The organism is Paenibacillus sp. T2-29 (assembly GCF_052921365.1).
The window spans coordinates 1,082,897-1,104,905 of the sequence record NZ_JBREVE010000001.1 but is presented as its reverse complement, the minus strand read 5'-3'; the positions used below and the strand labels follow the sequence as shown (position 1 = coordinate 1,104,905).

Annotated in this window: 22 protein-coding genes; 17 read left to right on the top strand and 5 right to left on the bottom strand. The window is 40.2% G+C overall.

The genetic code is table 11. The annotated features are described in order from the left end of the window. The first annotated feature begins 73 nt into the window (after positions 1-73). Positions 74-1,330 (top strand): site-specific DNA-methyltransferase, encoded by a 1,257-nt coding sequence (locus tag ACU1JV_RS05415; protein WP_446724521.1) that lies wholly within the window; start codon positions 74-76, stop codon positions 1,328-1,330. On the opposite strand, the gene ACU1JV_RS05410 is transcribed toward ACU1JV_RS05415, so the two are convergent. Then, entirely contained in the window at positions 1,331-1,591 is a 261-nt protein-coding gene (locus ACU1JV_RS05410; protein WP_044648991.1) for a DUF3953 domain-containing protein, read from the bottom strand. It abuts the gene before it with no gap. Positions 1,592-1,759: 168 nt separating this feature from the next. On the opposite strand from ACU1JV_RS05410, the gene ACU1JV_RS05405 reads away from it, so the two are divergent. The 15 genes from ACU1JV_RS05405 (at position 1,760) to ACU1JV_RS05335 (ending at position 14,440) form a co-directional block, all read left to right on the top strand. Beyond that, positions 1,760-1,921: a hypothetical protein gene (locus tag ACU1JV_RS05405; RefSeq protein ID WP_446724520.1), complete on the top strand. Its 162-nt coding sequence runs from the start codon at positions 1,760-1,762 to the stop codon at positions 1,919-1,921. Between the two features lie 64 nt (positions 1,922-1,985). Beyond that, positions 1,986-2,729, top strand: a complete 744-nt coding sequence (locus ACU1JV_RS05400) for a transposase (protein ID WP_446724518.1) — start codon at positions 1,986-1,988, stop codon at positions 2,727-2,729. A 159-nt stretch (positions 2,730-2,888) separates the two neighbouring features. After that, a complete protein-coding gene (locus ACU1JV_RS05395; protein WP_446724517.1) occupies positions 2,889-3,734 on the top strand; it encodes a tyrosine-type recombinase/integrase in 846 nt (281 codons plus the stop codon). Positions 3,735-3,911: 177 nt separating this feature from the next. Next, the gene (terL, locus tag ACU1JV_RS05390) at positions 3,912-5,462 is read left to right on the top strand and encodes a phage terminase large subunit (protein ID WP_446724516.1); all 1,551 of its coding nucleotides are present in this window, start codon (positions 3,912-3,914) and stop codon (positions 5,460-5,462) included. 203 nt (positions 5,463-5,665) lie between these two features. Continuing rightward, positions 5,666-6,301, top strand: coding sequence for a 5,6-dimethylbenzimidazole synthase (gene bluB / locus ACU1JV_RS05385; protein ID WP_446724515.1), 636 nt, complete (start codon positions 5,666-5,668; stop codon positions 6,299-6,301). A gap of 170 nt (positions 6,302-6,471) precedes the next feature. Beyond that, positions 6,472-6,789: a cupin domain-containing protein gene (locus ACU1JV_RS05380; protein ID WP_025685200.1), complete on the top strand. Its 318-nt coding sequence runs from the start codon at positions 6,472-6,474 to the stop codon at positions 6,787-6,789. A gap of 135 nt (positions 6,790-6,924) precedes the next feature. Further along, positions 6,925-8,232 (top strand): phage portal protein, encoded by a 1,308-nt coding sequence (locus ACU1JV_RS05375; protein WP_446724514.1) that lies wholly within the window; start codon positions 6,925-6,927, stop codon positions 8,230-8,232. Positions 8,233-9,001: 769 nt separating this feature from the next. After that, positions 9,002-9,619, top strand: coding sequence for a DUF4355 domain-containing protein (locus tag ACU1JV_RS05370; protein ID WP_446724513.1), 618 nt, complete (start codon positions 9,002-9,004; stop codon positions 9,617-9,619). Positions 9,620-9,647: 28 nt separating this feature from the next. After that, positions 9,648-10,478: a phage major capsid protein gene (locus tag ACU1JV_RS05365; RefSeq protein WP_446724512.1), complete on the top strand. Its 831-nt coding sequence runs from the start codon at positions 9,648-9,650 to the stop codon at positions 10,476-10,478. Between the two features lie 98 nt (positions 10,479-10,576). Beyond that, positions 10,577-10,795 (top strand): hypothetical protein, encoded by a 219-nt coding sequence (locus ACU1JV_RS05360; RefSeq protein ID WP_446724511.1) that lies wholly within the window; start codon positions 10,577-10,579, stop codon positions 10,793-10,795. After that, positions 10,788-11,099, top strand: coding sequence for a phage head-tail connector protein (locus ACU1JV_RS05355; RefSeq protein ID WP_446724510.1), 312 nt, complete (start codon positions 10,788-10,790; stop codon positions 11,097-11,099). Before ACU1JV_RS05360 ends, ACU1JV_RS05355 begins: the two co-directional genes overlap by 8 nt. Next, positions 11,099-11,389, top strand: coding sequence for a hypothetical protein (locus ACU1JV_RS05350; RefSeq protein WP_446724509.1), 291 nt, complete (start codon positions 11,099-11,101; stop codon positions 11,387-11,389). The genes ACU1JV_RS05355 and ACU1JV_RS05350 overlap by 1 nt, the downstream gene beginning before the upstream one ends. Beyond that, entirely contained in the window at positions 11,386-12,537 is a 1,152-nt protein-coding gene (locus tag ACU1JV_RS05345) for an Ig-like domain-containing protein (RefSeq protein WP_446724508.1), read from the top strand. The genes ACU1JV_RS05350 and ACU1JV_RS05345 overlap by 4 nt, the downstream gene beginning before the upstream one ends. A gap of 64 nt (positions 12,538-12,601) precedes the next feature. After that, complete coding sequence (locus ACU1JV_RS05340; RefSeq protein WP_446724507.1) at positions 12,602-12,727, top strand: SHOCT domain-containing protein; 126 nt, start codon at positions 12,602-12,604, stop codon at positions 12,725-12,727. A gap of 90 nt (positions 12,728-12,817) precedes the next feature. After that, positions 12,818-14,440 carry a recombinase family protein gene (locus ACU1JV_RS05335; protein WP_446724505.1) on the top strand — a complete coding sequence of 541 codons (1,623 nt, stop codon included), beginning with the start codon at positions 12,818-12,820 and terminating at the stop codon, positions 14,438-14,440. Between the two features lie 29 nt (positions 14,441-14,469). Here ACU1JV_RS05335 and ACU1JV_RS05330 read toward each other — a convergent pair whose 3' ends face one another. The 4 genes from ACU1JV_RS05330 to ACU1JV_RS05315 form a co-directional block, all read right to left on the bottom strand. Then, positions 14,470-14,754: a hypothetical protein gene (locus ACU1JV_RS05330; RefSeq protein ID WP_446724504.1), complete on the bottom strand. Its 285-nt coding sequence runs from the start codon at positions 14,752-14,754 to the stop codon at positions 14,470-14,472. A gap of 198 nt (positions 14,755-14,952) precedes the next feature. After that, entirely contained in the window at positions 14,953-15,501 is a 549-nt protein-coding gene (locus tag ACU1JV_RS05325) for a T6SS immunity protein Tdi1 domain-containing protein (protein WP_446724503.1), read from the bottom strand. 15 nt (positions 15,502-15,516) lie between these two features. Further along, positions 15,517-18,594, bottom strand: coding sequence for a polymorphic toxin type 15 domain-containing protein (locus tag ACU1JV_RS05320; RefSeq protein ID WP_446724502.1), 3,078 nt, complete (start codon positions 18,592-18,594; stop codon positions 15,517-15,519). Between the two features lie 1,090 nt (positions 18,595-19,684). Further along, positions 19,685-20,536: a copper amine oxidase N-terminal domain-containing protein gene (locus tag ACU1JV_RS05315; protein WP_413986787.1), complete on the bottom strand. Its 852-nt coding sequence runs from the start codon at positions 20,534-20,536 to the stop codon at positions 19,685-19,687. A gap of 495 nt (positions 20,537-21,031) precedes the next feature. Here ACU1JV_RS05315 and ACU1JV_RS05310 point away from each other — a divergent pair, with 495 nt between their 5' ends. Next, complete coding sequence (locus ACU1JV_RS05310) at positions 21,032-21,904, top strand: AraC family transcriptional regulator (protein ID WP_413986786.1); 873 nt, start codon at positions 21,032-21,034, stop codon at positions 21,902-21,904. The last annotated feature ends 105 nt before the right edge of the window (positions 21,905-22,009 follow it).

Genomic DNA, 22,009 nt, shown 5'->3' with positions numbered 1-22,009 from the left:
TGAGAAAGCTGTAGATTATGTAGCAACGAGTATTCAAAGTTATGGATTTAAATAAAAGGAGCAAATTCTATAAATGAAATGGATGAAATTGAAGATCGATCAACTGGTACATGCCGAATATAATCCAAGGAAGGATTTAAAAGCGGGTGATCCAGAGTTTGAAAAGATCAGGAATAGTGTAATGGAATTCGGTTATTGTGAACCGATTATTTGTAATAGTGATTATACCATCGTAGGAGGCCACCAACGTGCCAAAGTGTTGAAGGCACTCGGATACGATGAAGTCGATTGTGTCATAGTGGATGTGAACAAGTCGAAAGAGAAAGCTCTGAACATAGCGCTCAATAAAATTACAGGGGAGTGGGACTTTGACGCACTGGCTACATTATTAGATGAGTTGAAAGAAGCAGAATACAATATTGAGCTAACTGGCTTTGATTGGTCTGAAGCGGAGAAGTTGCTGGATACATTACATGAAGATACAGCGGAAGACGAAGAGGATTTTAATGTAGAAGAAGCATTACCTGTGCATCCGATCACTCGTAAAGGTGACATTTGGCTACTTGGTAAGCATAGGCTCATATGTGGTGATTCGACTAATCCGCAGGATATCGCAACGTTGATGGATGGCAAGAAGGCTCAGCTTATTGTAACTGATCCACCTTATAACGTGGATTATACAGGTAAAACCAAGGATGCATTGAAAATAGAGAACGATAAAATGGACAATCACCAGTTTTATAATTTCCTATTGGCCGCCTATACTCGAATGTATGAAGTAGCAGATGACGGAGCAAGTATTTATGTGTTCCATGCGGATAGTGAAGGTTTGAACTTTAGGAAGTCATTTATCGAAGCTGGATTCAAACTGGCACAGTGCTGCATATGGGCTAAGCAAGCGATGGTTATGGGTAGACAAGATTATCACTGGATGCACGAACCTGTATTGTACGGTTGGAAGCCGACAAGTGGACACTATTGGAATAGTGATCGTAAGCAAACGACATTATGGCAATTTGATCGCCCCTTCCGCAATGAATATCATCCTACGATGAAGCCGATCCCCTTGATTAGCTATCCTATTAAAAATTCCAGTAAGCTTGGTGAAATTGTGTTTGATCCATTTGGTGGTTCAGGTTCAACGTTGATTGCTTGTGAGGAAACGGATCGAATTTGCTATACGAGTGAGCTTGATCCCAAATATGTAGATGTGATTATGAAGCGATATATTGCCCATGTTGGCGATAATAGCGGCGTTTATCTGATTCGAGATGGTAAACAGTATGACTATCATGAAATTGTTGCTGAGTCAGAATTAGAGTGCGTGTAGTTAACCTTTTCTTGATAAAAGTGTAGTTATAAATACCAAAATAGAAAACAAGGAGACACTGAAGCTAATTATTGCGTAAGTTTTTCGATTTGCCTTAAGTTCTGAGAAGCCAGAAAATAGAAACATGAGACCGAGGAAAAATTGTGAGAATTTGAATAGAATATGGTCGCCGGGATAAGCAAGTGACCAAAGGGACGTGATTATAACAACTGCGGCACATACAAATTTAAGAACTTGATAGATATTCAGTTTTTTAAGCATAGGTAAATTCCCTCACTTCATATACCGTATTATTCGGTGTAACCCTTTTATACAGTATTATACAACTATTTGATTCGGAATGGTAAGTAGTATGGTTATGATGAAGTAGTTGCTGAGTCGGCAAGGTCAGAGGTATCATGTGCTGACTAAACCGAAGGGGTGATTCAAGTGGGTAAGGCAAAAGTGAATATGGTGATTCGATTCCTAAAGGGCATGCAAGCTGAAAAGGTAAATGTGCTAGGGACTGAGGAGGCTATGAAGGACAATGAGTTGATTCAAAAGGTGATTGAGGATATCGAGTTGTTTTACGAGGCTGAATTGGAAGGGTAAGCTGATACATATGGGGAATGGCTGATCGTTGGCTGTTCCCTTTTTTTGTGATGGAGGTGAGTTAATGAGCAAAAACAATGACAAGCCAAAAAGGAATAAGCCAAAGATACAGACCAAGTATGATCAATTTGTTGTGCCAAGACTAAGAGATATTCCTGTTTGGGTACGTGAAGGGGCAACAGATGAGGAAATTGCGAAACGACTAAACATTCATATCTGGACATTAGGCGATTATCGTAGGAAACATCCCAAATTTGCTGAAGCATTGGAACGTCCAACTAAATGGGAGACACATGTATATCCTAGATTAGCGGAGATTCAGCAATGGTTCGAAGAAGGCATGAACGCAGAGGACATCATCAGGAAACTCGATATAGGTAAAACAACTTGGTACGAGTATATAGATAAACATCCGATGCTGGCTGAACTAGTCAAATGGAGCAGATCTGTCCCTATATCCCACGTGGAAAATTCTTTATTGAAAGCTGCTACAGGGTATGAATATGAAGAAATTAAAACGATTATTGAAGAGGATAAAAATGGAAAAAAGAAGACGCGCATCGAAAAAGTAAAACGATATCAGCCTCCGAATCCGACAGCGATGATCTTCTACTTAAAGAACCGTGCACCTAACGAATGGAATGATCGACGTGAATTGCTGGTCAATACAAAGGCACTGGAACAGGAGCGCAAGCAGCTATTTTTGGATATGATTGAAGCCGATGTAGTGGATGCCGACTATGAAGCTATTGAGGAATCAGTGGATATTGAGGAAGGATACATAGAGCCAGATGATTCACAGTCATAACATTATGCCGTCAGTATTTGTATAGATAAACGCCAGTTTCAGCCCGGAATTTGCCCCAAAAGAAGCCAAAATCAGTGCATAAGATAAGTTATGTAATGAGTGGACTTTCCCCCACATCAACGGTATGATGTGACACACAAGCGAAGGGTGGGGGCGAATATGGACTATATTCAAGGCTTTGAAGCACATTTACGGAGCAAGGATCGGAGTGAAAATACGGTTTCCTGCTATATTAGGGACGTATTGCAATTCATAACCTGGTTTCAAAGGAAAACAGAATATGGACTGGACAAGTGGATTGAATTGGATGGGGTAGAATACAAGAAATATCTGCAAAGCACCAACCAAGCAATACTGACCATTAACCGTAAGATCGCTAGTATCAACGTCTTTGCTCAGTGGATGCATCAGCAAGACTATATAAAGGAAGAAATACATATCGAAGCGGTCAGAAACAAGGTCGTTCGGCAATACAAAGGGCTAGCGGAAAAGGATTTGTGGAAGTTGCGGAATGAAATTCACCGTATGGGCAATCGAATGCATATCTGTATGATTGAATTGCTGCTGGGAACAGGGATACGGGTAAGCGAATTGGTTGGTATCAAGCTGAAAGATATTGAAATAAGCGAACGCAAAGGTTTATTGAAGGTATTCGGCAAAGGGAATTCCTACCGCACCATACCAATAAATAAGGATGTGCGAAAAGCCATTATTCGGTATCTTGAAATTAGGCCAAAAGTGGAATCAGAATATCTATGTATTGGTCAGCGTGGAGCATTGGAACGAAATGCGATCAACCTGATTTTGAACAAATACGGGGACCGAGTCAACGTAAAGGTCACGCCCCATATGCTCAGGCATACACTTGGCTATAAGCTGGTCAAAACGACTTCATTGACGACCATCCAGCAAATCCTTGGACATGATCACGTAGCCACAACCAATATTTATACCCTAACAACACAGCAGGATATGGCTGAAGCTTTGGCAAATATCGAGTGGTGATGAGCCACTCTTTATGTCGTGGATGGGGAGGGGGGCTTCTATATGTAGAAACAGAGTCGCCAGCAAAGGGTGCAGAAATTTTTGTGATGATTTTATAGTGAATATGAGAAAGGAGTTATACCCATTGAAACAATAAAGCAAGAAGAACAGCGACAAGCTGAGCTACTTAAGCAGTATATGGAGAAGCATTTCAAGCCGCCCAAAATGAAACAACTGATCGAAACGTTCTCTTTCTCTGAACTAAGAAAGCTTATCGGTGAGATAGACATTGAATTTTTTGCTTTGGCCTATTTTCCTAAATATTTTGATCGAGTATTTGGCAAGTTTCACAAAGAGCTATTCACGGAATTAAGACATATGCTTGCAAATACAGGACTGATTACGGCTTTCGGCCTCCCAAGGGAGCATGGAAAGTCGACGATCAGTTCTTTTTTATTTCCGCTGTATGCCACACTATATGATAAATCACAGTTTACATTGATTATATCTGCGACAGAACAAATTGCTCTTCCGTTCCTCGATATGATCAAAGATGAGCTAGAAACCAATACGATGCTGATTGAGGATTTTGGGATTCGTAAAGGGAGCCGCTGGAACAACAATGAAATATGGCTCAAGAGTAAAGGTGGACTGGACTCATGTATTATGATTCGCGGGATTGATGGTAGTTTGAGAGGTATTCACTATAAGCATCATCGTCCTACACTAGTTCTAATGGATGATTTGCTTAAAGAGGATACGGCTCGATCCGAAGCAAAACGAGAACAGATTAAAAATACGTTTACGGATGTCATTCTGCCTATTGGCACAAGAGATACAAATATTCTGATCTGTGGAACCATTTTGAATGAAGAGGACATTATGGCCGATTTGCTCAAAGGTAAAATCCCAGGTGTGAGAAGTGTTCGTAAAGCAGCCGTGCTTCGGTTTTCAGAGCGTGATGATCTTTGGTCAGAGTGGGAGCGGATGTATAATAACTTGCAGGATGAAGACAGGATCAATACGGCCTTGTCTTTTTTTATAGCTCATGAGGAGGAAATGCTGAAGGGTACGGAAATCCTGTGGAGCGAGTATTTGGACTATTATTATCTGATGTGTAAGAAGCAAGCCATGGGTGAAAAGAGCTTCTATAAAGAATTACAAAACGATCCGCGTTCAACCGATGAATATATATTTCAAAATATCATGTATTGGGATAGGTTACCTGAGTTTGAGGATATGGAACTAGCCATGTACATTGATCCAGCCATTAAAGCCGGGAAGAAAAATGACTATTCTGCGGTTTCAATTATTGGGCAGCATCGGAAGACGAAGCAGATGTACGTGATCGATGGCATTATCTATAAATTGCTGCCGGATGATTTGTTCCAAGTCGCTATTGAGAAGTTAAAGCTTTATCCTGTAGATAAGCTGGGCTTTGAAGTCAATCAGGCACAAAGCTATATGAAGCAGAAATTTGAAGAAGAGTTATGGAAAGCGAAGATACATACGCCAGTTGAAAGTGTTCATTCCAAGGGGCAGAAGCATGAACGCATTATTAGCTTGGAGCCGGAAGTGAAGAAGGGTCATATTCTGTTCAATGCAGATAACCGCAGATATAATCATCAGGTGAAGGATTACAATCGAAATTGTACATATGATGATGCGCCAGACAGTTTATATGGGGCTGTTCAATTGATTCAGTCTGTGAAAAGTTTAAAGTTTTATGATCGTAGTTTGTTGTTTTGAGGGTCAGGCAGTTTAGACTACGGATTGATAATGAACTGCAAGAGATAATATTGATTTCAAGCATAAATAATATTAGAGTTATATCATAAAAATACCAATTTCAATGTAAACTTGAGCCTGAAGCCCTGTCATAATAATCTGAGTACTGGCGCATTCTCAGTCTTATTTAGGCTGGGAATTTTTGTTTTAAGGGAGGAATTAAATTGTTAAATGATTCTGAAAGAGAAGGAATATTTAAAGCCATTTTTGAAAGGAGAGATATTCGATCATTTAATGGAAAACCCATATCCAAAATTAAGTTAAACAACATATTAAGGGCTGGTCATCATGCACCTTCCGTTGGTTTTATGCAACCTTGGGATTTTATTGTAATTGACTCTCAAGAAGTTAAAGAACGATTGGCGCATGCATGTCATAAAGAAATACAGGCCTTGTCCATACACTATGAAGATGAAAAAAAGACAAGATTTCTCTCGTTAAAATTAGAGGGTATAAGGGAAGCACCTATAACGATCTGTATTACATGTGATCCAACAAGAGGTGGCGGACATGTAATTGGGCGAAATTCTATTCCTGAAACAGATATTCTATCCGTCGCCTGTTGTATCCAAAATATGTGGTTGGCGTCTTATGCAGAAGGAATAGCTATGGGATGGGTTAGTTTTTACAAGAAAACAGACGTACGGGAAATACTAAATATTCCACCACATATTGACCCTATTGCTTTGATTTCATTAGGTTATACGGATTTTTATCCTACAAAACCAATCCTAGAGCAAGTAAATTGGGAGAGACGTCGAAATCTAAATAATCTAATACACCATAATGCTTGGGATTGATTTGAAATATAAGTGAATTCTCCTTTTTGGATATGATGCTAATGGAAACGATTGTTTCATAAGCATCAAGATTAAGCTGTTGGTTTAGTCGAGCTTGCTACGTTTAGAAAGACTGCAATATGGTAAAAACCGCTGAAGAGAAAGGTAGGAGGATTATGAAGCAGGGACAAATGAAAAAGATAAATTTATTCGAGGTTACAAAAGACATAAACGATTATGCGAACTTTGTGGTCAGTGAAGTTAACGATCATGTTTTAAGAGCTGCTGTAATCGATGGTGAATTTCATTGGCACAAACACGATGACTGCGATGAACTCTTTATTGTAATTGAAGGGGAATTAATAATAGATTTTGAAGACCAGACTATAGTTTTGAACCAAGGAGATGTGTATACCATTCCCCAAAATGTCATGCATAGAACACGCTCTAACGGAAGAACTGTAAATCTTTGTTTTGAGAAAGCAGAAAATAATATTAAGGGTAACTAATAGGATAGAAATATACTCAAGTACGCCATGTAGTTCGTTAATAACTTAACGTAGAAGGAACTGCCTTATTAAAGGTGGTTCTTTTATTATTACAATCAGCAATTAAATGACCCATTTTTGAAAAGAGGCAAAGGTATGAAAATAAATGTAGAACTTATTTTTGAATGTCTAAATGAACTCCAATCGGCTGCATTAGCCAAACAGAAATATTCAGATTACTACAATGGTCAGCATGCTATTCTCAAGAACTATGCGATGCAAGAAAGCCGAAGCAATCAAAAGCTTATCTTCAATTTCCCACGTAAATTTGTAGATAACGAGGTCGGCTATCTGCTTGGAAAGCCAGTAAACTATGTGTCCAAGTCGGATCAGGATGAAGCCATACATAAAATAGATGTGCATATGAACCATTGGGATAAGGAGCATAATTTACAGCTTCGGAAACAATCCGAAATCTTCGGTGAGAGCTTCGAATTGAACTATATTGATTCGGATGGTCAGTTCTCAGCCACGGTATTATCTCCTTTGAATGCGTTTGTGTTAGAGGACGGAACAGCAGAACGAAATGTATTACTTGGCTTACATAAATTTACGAGAAGGTTTGATAAGCAGGTATATTTGGACGTGTATACCGATCATGAAATCCTACACTATACAATCGACAGTGATGATAAAGGCAATCAAATAAAGCAAAATCAAGCACCTGAATTAAAATATATCGGTAAACATAATCACATCTTCGGAAGAGTACCGCTCATCTCCTGTCCAGCCAATACGGAGAGAAAAAGTGGCTTCCATGATGTGATTTCTTTATTTGATGCCTATAACGCATTGAATTCTGACTTGGTCAATGAAATTGCAGATCATCGCAACGCCTATCTTGTGATTGAGAATGCAAAGCTGGAAGCTGAAGATTTATTGAATATGAAGAAGATGGGCATTATTCAGGTTCCGGCTGGTGGGAAAGTAAGCTGGCTTACGAAAGAGATTAATGATTCTTTTGTGAAGAACGAGCTGGACAATATTGAACGCAAAATCTTCGACATGATGGATCAGGTCAACTTCAATGAAAACTGGGCCAGCAATACGTCTTCCTTGGCGCTGAGGAATAAGCTGCTGAATTTGGAGAATCGAGTAGCTATGCGTGAAGCGTTGATGGAAAAGGCAATCAAGCAGCGTTTACGGAATTTCTTCACGTTCCTGCACATTAAAGAAGGTGTGCAATATGATTACCGTGATATCGCCGTAAAGTTTACAAGAAACTTGCCAACAGATTTGGTTGGGATGGCTGATGTGATCGTTAAATTGCAGCAAGTCGTATCTCAGGAAACGTTGCTTACACTATTACCATTTGTAGAGAATCCCAAGCTGGAATTCAATAAATTTCATGCGGAGCAGCAACAATTAGTTGGTACGGATAAGGAGGTATCAAATGCAGAATAAAAATAGGATCAAGCGACTGGTCAAGAATAATTGTGCGTGTTATCTCGGAGCAAAGCATGGTATCCCAAACTATTGCTGTTTACAGGATGGCCCATGTGTATTTTTCGCTCAAGATGATTCTCTGCCTCAATGTACATATTTTGAAAATGGGGTTTTACCCATAGATGAAAAGTTAGAACGAGAATATAAGTCTGAGCGGAATATAGAATCTGAATTTAAAACAGCGCAACTGAGGGTGAACTGTCCGAAATGTAGGGCTACATTTTCAGCAAATTCGAATCGGCAGAAATATTGTGAGAAATGCAGAGATAAGAATGCGAACGAAAAGTCGAAGCTACGGATGCGCCAGATGAGAAAAAGCAGGCTCGATGTTACGTTTTAGGCTATTCAAAAGCCAAATAAACTAAGGGTGAAAAACAACTGTAAATGGTGAGGGAGTATGTTTGTACTATTTCTCATTTTTGCGGTTTCTAATGCGTAACATCATTGTATCAGATATGACGTTAAACGAATTCAACATACATATGCGTGTTCGAAAGCTCGAACCTATACAGACTCAGTGTTACGCTTTAGGCTATCCAAAATCCGCATAAACAATGGGTGAAATATAGGTAAAAGTAGGAGTTGGTATGTTTGTACCTTTTCCTCGTTTTTGTGATTTCTAAAGCGTAACAAATCCTGTCCTGAGCATGACATTAAAAGGCTCCATACATACATAAGCGTGTTCGGTTCTACAGAGTCGAATGGGCAATAAAGGAGATTAATGAAAATGAATTTAGAACAAGTAAAGCAGTTGATTGAGGAAAACCAAACAAACGAGGAATGGCAATCGTATCTTCAGAATTTGAATCCATATAGCGTGAAAGGGGTAGAGCAATACATTCAATCTAATCAGCAAGCAAAAAGTTGGTTCGATAGTACGGTGGACAAACGATCAGCCAAATCGTTGGAAACGTGGAAGACCAATCATCTGGAAAGTGCAGTGGATGCTGAGATCAAGAAGCGATTCCCGGCTAAGGATGAGAAAGAAATCGAAGTCCAGAAGCTGCGAGCCGAAGTGGAGAATATGAAGCTGGAGAAACAGCGTGAACGGTTAACCAGCCGAGCGATCAAAATTGCATCCGAAAAGAAACTTCCACTTCCGTTAGTGGATTTTTTTATTGGTGCAGATGAAGATACAACGACAGCGAATTTAGCTATGTTGGAACAATCACTCCAACTGGCTATCCAACAGCAAGTGGAACAACGGCTCAAAGGGGATGGTTATACACCTTCGGCTGGTTCAATGAGTAGCACATTTACATTAGAAGCGATTAAAGGCATGTCGCCAAACGAGATCAATCAGCATTGGGATCAAGTCAAACAAGCATTACAAAACAAACAATAATCCATAGAAAAGGACAGGGTGATTAGATATGTCAGTACAACATTTTATTCCTACCATTTGGAGTGCACGTTTAAATGAAAGTCTGAAAAAGAATCTGGTATACGGAAATGTGGTCAACACCGATTATGAAGGTGAGATTCAAGGTCAAGGCTCCACCGTAAAAATCAATTCCATTGGGGCAGTAACGATTGGCAATTATGATAAAGCTGCAGGAATCGGTAACCCACAGGAACTGGACGCTACGCAAAAAACGTTGGTGATCGATCAAGCGAAGTATTTCAACTTTCAAGTGGATGATGTAGATGCTGCTCAAGCGAATGTAAACTTATTGGATGGTGGAATCGTGGAAGCCTCTTATGGACTGGCCAATGTAGTCGATCAGTATCTTGCTGGATTCTACACAGAGGTCAAAGCTGAAAATATTATTGGCAATGATACAACACCTATAACTCCAACGAAAGATACAGCCTATGATTTGCTGATTGATCTTGGCGTGCTGCTGGATGAGAACAATGTGCCTGAAACGGAACGATTTGTGGTGGTTCCCGCATGGTACTATGGCTTGCTGCTGAAAGATGCACGTTTTACCAAAGACCCGAACATTATCCGTACAGGTTATGTCGGAGATATTGATGGTATGACCGTTTATAAATCCAACAATGTGCCAAATACAGGAGGAGCCAAGTATAAAATCATCGCAGGTCATAAGAGTGCCATTTCGTTTGCCGGACAAGTAGATTCGGTGGAAGCCTTCAGACCAGAGAAACAATTTTCAGATGCAGTGAAAGGATTACAAGTATTCGGAGCTAAATGTATCAAGCCGGAAGCTCTCGCTGTACTCACAGCCAATAAGTCTTAATTGAAAGTGGATGATATGCAAACACATTATAATAGAAGAAACACGTTTAGGGTGTCCGTTTTGGATGCCCTATTCTTATTTTTTGGAGGGTGATGGAAATGTGGTTTTTGAATCAGGAAACAGGATGTATATGGGAAGTAACAGATCAGGAGCTAATGCTGCGGTTACAGGCCAGTAGGCATTATGAGCAAGTAGAGGAACCGCAACCAGATGAGACTGAGCAAGAAGCAGCCCAAACGAAAGTACAAGCTACCAAGAGCATGAAGCGTACCGAGAAGGAGCAGGTAAAGGAGGTACAGGAGACAGCACATGAGTGAGCTAATGGATTTGATGAAACGATTATTAGGCATGGAACCAACAGACATATCCAAGGATGATATCCTGATCCACTATTTGAATAAAGCGAGGAGTAATATTTATGGCTATTGTAATGTGGCAACACTGCCTGTGGAATATGATGATGTTATGGTCGATTATGCAATGTTTCTTTATAAAAATAGGGATTCGGTTGGCTTAACACATAAGCAGGAAGGTGAACGCTCAGCCACCTATGAAACAGGCATTCCGACAAGTATCCGGCCTGCTCTTCCTCTACCTAAAATCAAGGTCGGAACAGATTAATGTTCTATGATACGAAGCTGGAGATTTTGAATAATGCCGATTTCACTCCTGTCCAGTTGATCATGGCAGATGTACAACCTTATCGCAAAAGTTTTTCATTTGAAGATGGCTACACCTTGGAGACGATACATCGAGCCTTCTGTCCATTGGAATCCTTATTGCAGTCAAATTCCTATGTTCGAATTGGTAAGGATGTCTTTATTATTTTAGATATGAAGGAATGGAGTGATTACGTGGAGTGTTACCTGTATCGCTGTAAGCCGGACTTTGTATTGGAGGTGGAGGAATGACAAGGAGCCTAGAGCCGATGATGGATTTCTTTCTGCGAGAGAAGGGAGAGCTTGTGCATATCAATAGTGTAAAGCAGCTTGCTCTGATTCGGGATGCGACAGATACCATTCAAATGACCGATGAAAAAATCATTCGGACAGTGACACCTTTACACACAGGTGATATTGTAGATTATCGTGATGAACGGTATCTGATCACCAGTCAGGTGGATCAAAATGAAAAGTCTTGTCGAGGCAGAATGAAAAAGTGTAATCAACGGCTAGCTTTAAACTGGGATGGACAAGTGAAATGGTTTGATGCTGTGGTAGAAGCCAGAACGTTTTCAACGGAAACAGGTAAAGTTATCTCCATGCCAGAGGGAAACATTATGGTTACTGTACAGGACAACGCAGATACGAGGGGCATTACATTAAGCCAACGATTTTATATGACTCATCAGCCATTTAAAATAGTCGGAATGGATCGCACGATGAATGGCATCATCCAGTTAAGCTGCACATTGGATAGCATAAATACAGCTTATGATGACGTGGAAAATAATATTGCGGACAAATGGAAGTACGAGATTGCTCATACATACGCATTACATATACATCAAGGAAGGATAGCTCATGTGCTGCTCAGCGAAACGTTATCTTTGAATGTGACCGCTACGGATAATGGGAATGAGTTGGCTAATCTAGCAATTACCTATATATCCAGTGATCCAAGTGTGGTTAGTGTAGATCAGCAAGGCAAGGTGATAGGCATCGCTTTGGGACAAGCAAGCATCACCGCAAAATTAACGTATCACCCCACAGTACGGAGTACCATTGAAATGAGAGTCGTTGAAACGGGAACGCATATCTATTCGATAGCCATTACCGGCAATCCTATGCTCAAAACAGGCCAAAGCGCCTCATACGTTAGTCATATCTATGATCATGGAACAGAAGTGTTCGACCAGTCGGTAGAGTGGAGCCTACGGAATCAAGATGATTCAATTCCGATCATGGGAAGCATAACAGCCAGCACAGGAAATAGTGTGACGGTGAAAGCCGGAAGCAGTAGCGGGGTGAACAATAAAGCCCTTGTACTGACTGCCACTTTAGTAAGCGATCCTAGCATGACCGCAGAAAAGAACATTAGCCTTAAGAATTTATTCTAAGTATTGTATCTACCGGCTTGCCTTAGAGGGCAGCCATTTTTTATTTCAAAGGAGCCACTTACATATGCAACGAAAACCTATTGATTATCTACTGAGTCTAAGCCTGTTGAAGCAATTGAGATCACAAAATGTAATCACAGAAGAAGAGTTTAGAGAAATTGATGAGCTGAATAAAAAGTCTTTCAAATAGCTATAACATGGGCAGAAATGGACTTGATGATGTGCCGCAAGCATTATAACATGTGACCGTATAAAGAAGATATCGAAGGGAGAAACACCTATGGCCCAAGCCGCAACCGCAAAAAAAGTCGTCGTTGTTCCCATTAAAACGATGGACATCGTAGAGGGAATTCAATCGATTCAAAAGAAGAAAGTCGCTGCCTATTGTCGGGTCAGTACCGATTCCGAGGAGCAAAAGGAGAGCTATACTAATCAGGTAAACCATTATACCCAATACATTCAAAACAACTTGGAATGGGAAATGGCTGATATCTATGCCGATGAAGGGATCACCGGAACCAGCACTAAAAATAGAACACACTTTAATCGGATGATACAGGATGCTCGAAACGGTAAACTGGATCTGATTCTGGTCAAGTCGATTTCGAGATTTGCTAGGAATACACTGGATTTATTGAAATATGTACGGGAACTCAAAAGTCTCGGAGTGGCTGTATTCTTTGAACGAGAGAACATTAATACGCTTGATACGACAGGTGAAGTGTTGCTGACCATCCTGAGTTCCCTTGCCCAAGACGAGAGCCGAAACATTTCTGAAAACAGTCGATGGGGAATACTGCGTGGCTTCCAAAACGGTAAAGTCTTCTGCAACACGAATCGCTTCCTTGGCTATGACAAGGATGAACATGGTGAATTGGTCATTAATGAGCCAGAAGCCGAGATTGTACGGCGCATATACGAGGAGTATTTGGATGGTAAAAGCTATCAGGCGATAGCCAGAGGATTGATGCGAGATCACATTAAAACAGTCACGGGTGGCGATACGTGGTGGGATTCCTCCATTACCTTAATTCTGACCAATGAGAAATATTACGGAGCTTTGCTTCAGCAAAAGACAGTAACGGTAGATTTTCTAACCCACAAACGAATAAGGAATAAAGGACAGGAGCAGCAATATTTAATTGAAAACAACCATGAACCGATTGTATCCAAGGAAATATTTGAAGCGGTGCAAAAGGAAAAGGAACGGAGAGCCAAACTAAAAGGGAGTGTGATGGGGGAGAGTAAAAGATACTCCAGTAAATATGCACTCAGTAGCAAAGTATATTGTGGATGCTGTGGAGCCATTTTTAAACGCCGAACCTGGAACAGCAATAATCCATCCAAAAAAGTGGTATGGCAATGCAAAACGTATGTCAATGAAGGGAAAGTAGCCTGTGATGCCAAATCGGTTGATGAACCAGTTTTACATTCCGCGTTTGTACGATTGTTCAACCGGATGTATGAGAATAAGAAAGGATTCATGAAGACGTTGAAAGCCAATATTGAATCGGTGCTTTCCAGCAAAGTAGGGCAAGAACCGCTATTGGATATCGAAGGACAGATGCAACAATTGAAATCCGACTTGAAGGAATTAGTGAATCTTAAGCTACGGAATCAGATTGATGAGATTGTATATAATGAAGAAACGAACAGACTTTCCAGCGAGCTAAACGAGCTACGGCAACAGATGCTGATATTAGAGGAGGAAGAGGATCAGAAGGAGAAAACCAAGGAACGAGTTGATGAGATTATTCAACTTTTGAGCTCACGGCAAGATATACTGGAACAATTTGATGATAACCTATTTAATGCGTTGGTGGAGAAGATCACGATTCTCTCACCAGCGCATTTTGTTTTTACCTTGAAGAGTGGAATGAGCATAGATGAAATATTGGACTAACAGAATCATAAGCTAATGCGATAAATAGGCTAACGAATATTTGTGGAGTGTATGACGGGAAGGATCAATCGAATCCCGTCTTTAACTCCTTCCATATAGATGGATTGCTTGTCCTGACTTAGCTGATAGCCTATAGCTTCTTCCCATTCGGATAGCAGTTGCTGAACATCCTCGTTTTGATTCATTTTGAATTGATCCATTTGCGTGAATAAGTTTTTTTCCTCAGATGAACATGAAGCTTGTTCACTGGCAAGCTCTAATTGATAAAATCGTTGGCGTAATGCTTCCAGAAACCAATCTGGCCAATTTGGCATAACGTATTTTCCCTCCCGCTGTTTGAGTGTGTGTATGTTAACTCTGATGGGGAGGGATGGCAAGTTATTGTTTATTTATGGGGGATTGGCTGGCTATATTATTTTGTTATTAATCTTGAATAGATAAAAGACTTATCCACCTTATAAATCAAGTTGGAATGAGCCTTTAGGAATATAATAATTTTGAAAGCAATTTTCTTACTTAACAAGACCCGTGAATTGGGTAATCAAATATATGTGCTCAATTAGTTTGACTTTTTCTAGATTTTCTACCTTTTCGGAACCGCCTAATCCTAGAAGTGGAACATAACCAAAGCATTCATCAAATGCTGGTTTTCCGTATTTTTCAATGGCATCAGGATATGGTAGCCAATCTAGATCGTTTTGTAGGGATGAATCATCCTCTAGGTCAGAGAAAAAAAATTCAAACCCAGATGATATGCCTTGCATCTTTCCTCTTCTAAAATTAAGTAAAAGTAAATATTTATTATCTTCCCAAATAAGTAGATCTCCCATGGAAGTAGTAAATAAAACCAGAGCCTCTTTGCTTCTTACATACACCTCTTCTAGCAAAGAATGAAATTCATCTGGGTTTACTATTTTTAAATATCCATTTAGGATACTACCAAAGCCATACTGCTTCCAAACTTCTATTAATTGCTCAGGTACTTTACCTTCAAATTTATTAATCAGTTTTTCAGAAGCCTTTTCATGTAGCTCAAAATCATTAAAAATTCCAATATCCATCCTGATCTCCCTCTGTTAATTTGTTAGTTTAATATTTAAATGAGTTGACTTTCTTTCTGCCTCGGTCATAGATTCCGCAGCTGATCTTACATGTTCATCTATTTTACCCGCCCTTTTTTTCCATTGGGAGCCAAGAGAAGAGTTAATCCTTCTATCCCCCACTCCACTGACATGTTCTGGTATACCTCCAGCAATTTGATCAGGATTATGTAATGCCGCCTGACCATCTAGCCATTTACTAGCTTGTTTTTTTGCTTCTTCTTTATCCACTCCTTCTTTTCTTAACTCAGTAACCTTATCCAAGTATGCTTTTTCTCTCGCAGCTTTTTGCGCAGTATCACCTTCGGGTGCTCGTCCTTCTTTTAAATATCTATCTCTATTTTTGATAAACTCATCAACGGTTAAGGAATTAAGTCCTTCCTCTTGAGCCTTTAGCTGTCTTTCAAATTCTACTTTATCATGTTTTGGATTCCTTTTGAAATTGACTTCAACTTCAGAGATTCGGGGGATTTTTTTTAGATTAGCTTTACCCGTCCCCTCAGTTTTAGTTTGACTCGATTTCGGCTCATTCGTTGGCTTCAAGGGTTTTGGTTCTGGAGCATCTTTGGAATTATGATGTTTCCCTTTTCCACCTTTTATTTTTCCCTTACCCAGAAGAGAGCTAATTAGCATCCCAGCTAATGTCTCACCCTCCATGTAACTTTGGCCCTTCTCTAACATCCGTTTATCGTCTTCTTTTAAACCTTTGAGATACTCTTCTCTGGCATTTTCCTGATCCAAAACATAATTTTTAGCAAATACCAAATTTCCCTTTGCCTCTTCATATTGGCCTGACACTATAGTACTTATAGTATCCACAGGATGCTCGATAAGAGCATCTTTTAACTGTTTTAAGCCTTCAACGTTCGCTTGAACTGTTTCCTCCATGCCCTGGAAAAAGAGTGTCGTTTCCTCGCCAAAGCTTTTTTTAGGGGGTTCGGGACGATTAGCTTCCCAGTCACGAATACTTTGCACATACTTTCTTGTTCTCTGTAATTTTTCTTCTTCTGGGGAAAGCGGCTTAGGAGGAGGTTGTTGCTTCATATAATCCCTAATCCATTTTTCACGAACACTTTTAGGAACCTGCTGATACGCATGAACCATCATCTTAGACTCTTTCAGCAAGTTTTGAACCAGCTCCAATGTTCCACCGGAATGAGCCACATGACGAGCACTTGTATACACTTTCCCCAAAATCCACTTGTTATAATAGGCTTCCTGAGCTCGCTCATACTCGTATTGACTGACCAGTCCCTGCATTGTTAAACCAGCCAAGTATTTTAACGGATGAATTCTGGTTCCCTTACCGCCTCCTCCAACGGTAGGGGTCCCTTTGCTCCGAACAGGGATCGCTGCGGTTGCTTTCAGAATGACACCCGCCGCAGGCCCACTTAGTGCTCCTATAACAGCACCAGCCACTTTTCCCATCACCGGAATGGAGCCTAAAAGCTTAGATACCGTACTCATCAAGGCTTTGGCCTGTTGAAGGGCTACCGGACTTGTCACTTTCGCGGTAGGAGTGTTGCTGGATGGAGCTTTGGCTGTTACTGCAGTTTGAGCCGCTTCATAGGCTTTAATACTCATCAATGGAGGCTCAGGTACAGGAGGAAGTTCAGCTACGAAAACTGGAGCTTTTACCGTACCTTCTTGATAAATCACTGGGGCTTTGGTGTCTGTCTCACCATCCAATACCATGCTGCTGGCTCCACCTTTTAAGTATAGCGCCGTGCCAGCTTCCAGTGATAGTTCCTCACCTGCATCGAGCTTCACATGACCACCCTGAATCTGCACATTCCCCGGACTGTTAACGGTAATGCCACCATCTTCATTTAGTGTAATTGAAAATCCATCCGAGGTGGACAGGGTCAGTTCTTGCTCAGACATTTCTATGCCGCTTCCTTGCACGTGTTGCCACACCTTCATATCGGGCTGTCCATTCGCGTGGCGTTGTTGTCGTAATGAATCTGTCACATAGGCATCCTGTTCGTGATGTGTAGGCAGATATAACTCGACTTGTTCCCCGATCTCAGGCATATCGTACCAGCCACTATGTTCTTCAGCTACATATCGAGTTGCTACAGGAAACCAGCAGGCTTTGGCAGGATCTTGCTTTGGGTCGATGTCCAGTTGAAGCTGTACAAAATCATGCTGTACCTTCAGCACCGTTCCTGTAAGCGAAATCCCGGTCGCCTGATCGTTCTCATACCGGGCATAGCGAATATTCTGTTCCGCTTGGAGATCATAACGGGTACGCAGTAAGCCATCCGCTAGTGTGGTCACTGCCCGAACAACGACCAACTCTTTTCCTTGTCCAATCGGTAACGTGATGAAATCACCCAACGCATAGTATTGCAGACTTTCAATCATATAGGTGACATACGAGCCAGCACGTTCTCCCGGCTTTTCCGCATCCAGTTCATGAAACGTTTTTCGTACTCGATAAAATACATCCCGCTCTATCTTATGCTGCTTGCCTTCTGGCATCCCGAAGAAAACCTTGGGCGAGGCTGCGGTTACCTCTGGCACAAGTACGGAACCAAAGCGAGAAGCGAGGCGTTTTAAAAACGCCCAATCCGTCTCCTCATATTGTAAAACAAATGTCTCCAATTTGGCATAGTTGCTTACCGTATCAATGGCATCTCCGTACTGATATTTCCGAACCAGCGCAGTGACCAAATCATCATAAGTGCGGTGAATATCTTGATAGGAGCGCCTTTTACGCTTAATATCCATCTGATACGAATGGGAAGCGGCCTCCAGTTCAAAGGTATATACTCCACGTGTGCAATTCACAGACATTTGCGTAACGATCCCGTGGAACAGTCTTCTTAGCGATTGTCCCTGATCATTCAACTGACGAATCACAATCGGCTCTTGCTCCATATTTTGACCAATACAAGCCGCTCCCTGTTCTTCGGAGAGCATGCCACTGATGTGTAAATAGGCATGATCGTTGATGGCACGTGTTATTTGAAGTAGTTCAATGTGTAGTGGCTGAAAGGGACCATAAAAGCGTAGGCTTTCATATCCGATCCCATCTGATATTACGCTCAAGTGAGTTCATAACTCCTTTCTAGATGCGATGGGTTTCCAAGTAAAGCACTTCATTTTGCATTTGCTTCTGATTATAGAAGCAGCAGATGAGCACAATAGTGAGTCAAGATAAATATGTATAACAAGGTTTGTACGCTAAAAAGGGGCGAGAGGTGATATTTAATAAACAACCCAGCATATGTATTTATCGGTTAAAAGAGAGATTTAGTTTACAGAATGACCCATTCATTGGGGGATTTTCAATGTGTATTTTTGGAAGTAGGAGTATGAGAAGAGAGAAAGCTGACAGTAATTTTGAGCAATTGCCTTCCAAAGTCAGGAAGGGGCTGATTTAATCGTGATCATGGATTCGGTAAACTAAATACAGGTTCATATGGAATCAGTGGGATCAATAGAAGTGAAGGGAGAAGGGCATTATCTGGCAAAAGGGGTATTGTGAGAAGGAGCAGCTTTTGATACTATAGGTAATATATATAATAAAAAGGAATATATCCCTTTTGTTGTCTCGACACATGTGGAGTGCGTGGTAGTAATATATCGAAATGAGAAGCATTGATGCACAAGGATTTGAGAGCAACTTGCATATGTTCATGCATTCAAAAAACGCTTTAGGGTTGTCACTGCATTGCACAATGACAAATAACTTGGAAGATGTCTGGGAAAACAGTAATGAGGGGCGGCGTGCCCCTCTTAATTGCGAGATGCTGAATATTTTTAGAAAGTGTAGCATTTTATTTCAAGATTTTTCATCATAAAAAGCTTTTATCTCATTCAATGATCTTGCTATATTCGATAAAAGCTGAAGTATATTCCTTATCTCATGTTCTGTAGTGTTGTCATATTGTGAGATTCACTGATTTCATCATTATGTTTAAACTTTAGGTTCATCTCTATTACGTAAAATAATTCTCAAAGGCAAAGAGGGCTACAAGTAGCGCCCAGTAAAGTATGGGCGCTTTTGCTTAAATAATCCTTTATATAGATTTAAAATAGTTTATTTTAATATATCAGCATGCCTTGCTTGAGAAGTTATTGGAAATTGATGTTCCTATAGTTCTAAACATGTCTAGGGTCTTCTAGATCCCCTAATTTAATCTTTAGTGTTGCCGACAGCTACGATATATTTAAGAGGATTGGATTGAAAATTGTTGGAAGAACTTGTAGACGAAAGATCTATTTTGTTCCAGGTACGCGTAAAAGTTGCTCCTGCTTCTACTGCAGGTCGATCTCTATCCTGTTTATCGTATTGGTAGCTTATATCTGTAATGAAAGTGGGCCGAAGGTCTTCGCTACCTAATTTCAAATCCTTACTAGATATATTTCGAGCGGTTATAGATAATGTTGCCATTTTTGAACTGCTACCATCTCCTGGTAAGGTTAGCTCATAAGATAGCGGGCGAATTTTATTGGTATCTATGTCCGTGCTTAAGGGGATTGTAATTGGATCGTAGCCGCCCTCTAAATAGGAAATCACTTTACTTTTTTTGAATTTATTATCTTTAATCGTTAACAATTGATCCTCCCAGCTGCCCTTAATGTTTAAGCCGTCAAGTAGTACCTTGGCAGGAATAAAAACTTGTTTTTGTTTAAGAACAGGTACAGTATCAATTTTTGTGTTTTTTCCATTATACGTTACATTGTTAGAGTTAATTGTAACTTCTATATTCTTGTGATCCCAAGAAATTGTGGCTGTTTTTTTAGGCACATCGTAATTTACTGTCGCTCCAAGCAACTTGCTTACTGCACGTAATGGAATCATAAAGCGCTGTTGTTTGTCGATGTATGGCGCGTCAGGTGATGTGTATAAGATGTAATATTGGTTGATTTTAAGAATCACTGGTGCCTTAATGACAGTCGCTTTCGCATCTACGTTCCCCATGTTTAACGAAAACAATAATAAGGCCGCCAAAGAAAATAAAACAATACTTTTACACAACTTCATATAATATTGCCCTCCATTCATTTATACTGCACTAGATATTTTACTCCAATAATTACAGTTTAGAGGGCTAGCTATACAGGTTCCCCTTAATGAAATTGCCCTGTGCTAACATTTCTTACTCACAACATAAACCTAATTTTACCTATAATACCATTACATAACAAATTAAAATACTTCAGATTTAAAATTCCGTGACAGTCAAACGCTTGCTGGAAAAGGGCTTGCAGCCATCTATTACTGATAAGTACTTCAAACGCCAGAATGTGAAGCTCAATGGTTTCATCGGCTACATGCTGATTCAAATGTAATTGAGGATATCAAGTTTTTTTACGAGGAAAATTTTGAAAGTTAAACTGATACATATGGTGAATAGGCTCTGTTATATATGTTTTCGCACTAAATTTATGAATAAGAATAGACCCTACATAATCGTGCAGGAATTATCGGATGGATACATTCAACTACTGTTATTCTATTGATGAAGGAGGTCATATAGTGGATTTGCTTAAGAGCATGAATGAAGCAATCAAGTATATTGAAGAAAACCTGACTAACGAAATTGACTTTAAAGAGGTAGCAAGGCTGGCTTACTGCTCTGAATTTCATTTTAAAAGGATGTTTTCTTTTCTTGCAGGTGCTACGTTATCAGAATACATCCGCCGCAGACGCCTCACTCTTGCAGCATTTGAGCTTAAAGATAGCAACGTAAAGGTCATAGATATCGCGATTAAATACGGGTACAATTCACCAGATTCTTTTACAAGAGCTTTTCAAAATTTACATGGATTAACGCCGTCTGAAGCCAGAATTAATGGCCGTTCACTTAAAGCATATCCACGAATGACCTTCCAGTTATCAATTAAAGGGGGAAGTGAAATGAACTATCGAATTGAAGAAAAAGGGGCATTCCGCATCGTTGGTATCCAAAAAAGAGTTCCCATTATTTTCAACGGAGTCAATCCAGAGATTGCTGCGATGTGGGAAAGTTTAGATGGTGAAACGATCAATAATCTTAAAAGAATTTCTAATGTCGAGCCTATGGGGTTGCTTAGCGCATCCACGAACTTTTCTGAAGGTAGAATGGAGGAAAAAGGGGGGCTTGATCACTATATTGGCGTTGCAACAACAAAGGAGTGTCCGGATAACCTAACACAACTTGAAGTTGCTGCCTCAACCTGGGCAGTATTTGAAGCAATCGGATCATTTCCTGATACTTTACAAGATGTGTGGGGCCGTATTTATTCCGAATGGTTTCCATCCTCAAACTATGAACAAATAGAAGGCCCGGAAATCTTGTGGAATGAGAATAAGGATATAACCTCACCGAATTTCAAAAGTGAAATATGGATACCAATCTTAAAAAAGTAAAATAATGCGTGTGATTATGAAGTATTCCTTGAGCTGTTTCGGCAGCTCTTTTTACAATTGAAGCTCATTTTGTGAAGAAGGTATTTCTTTTAAGGTACAGCCATT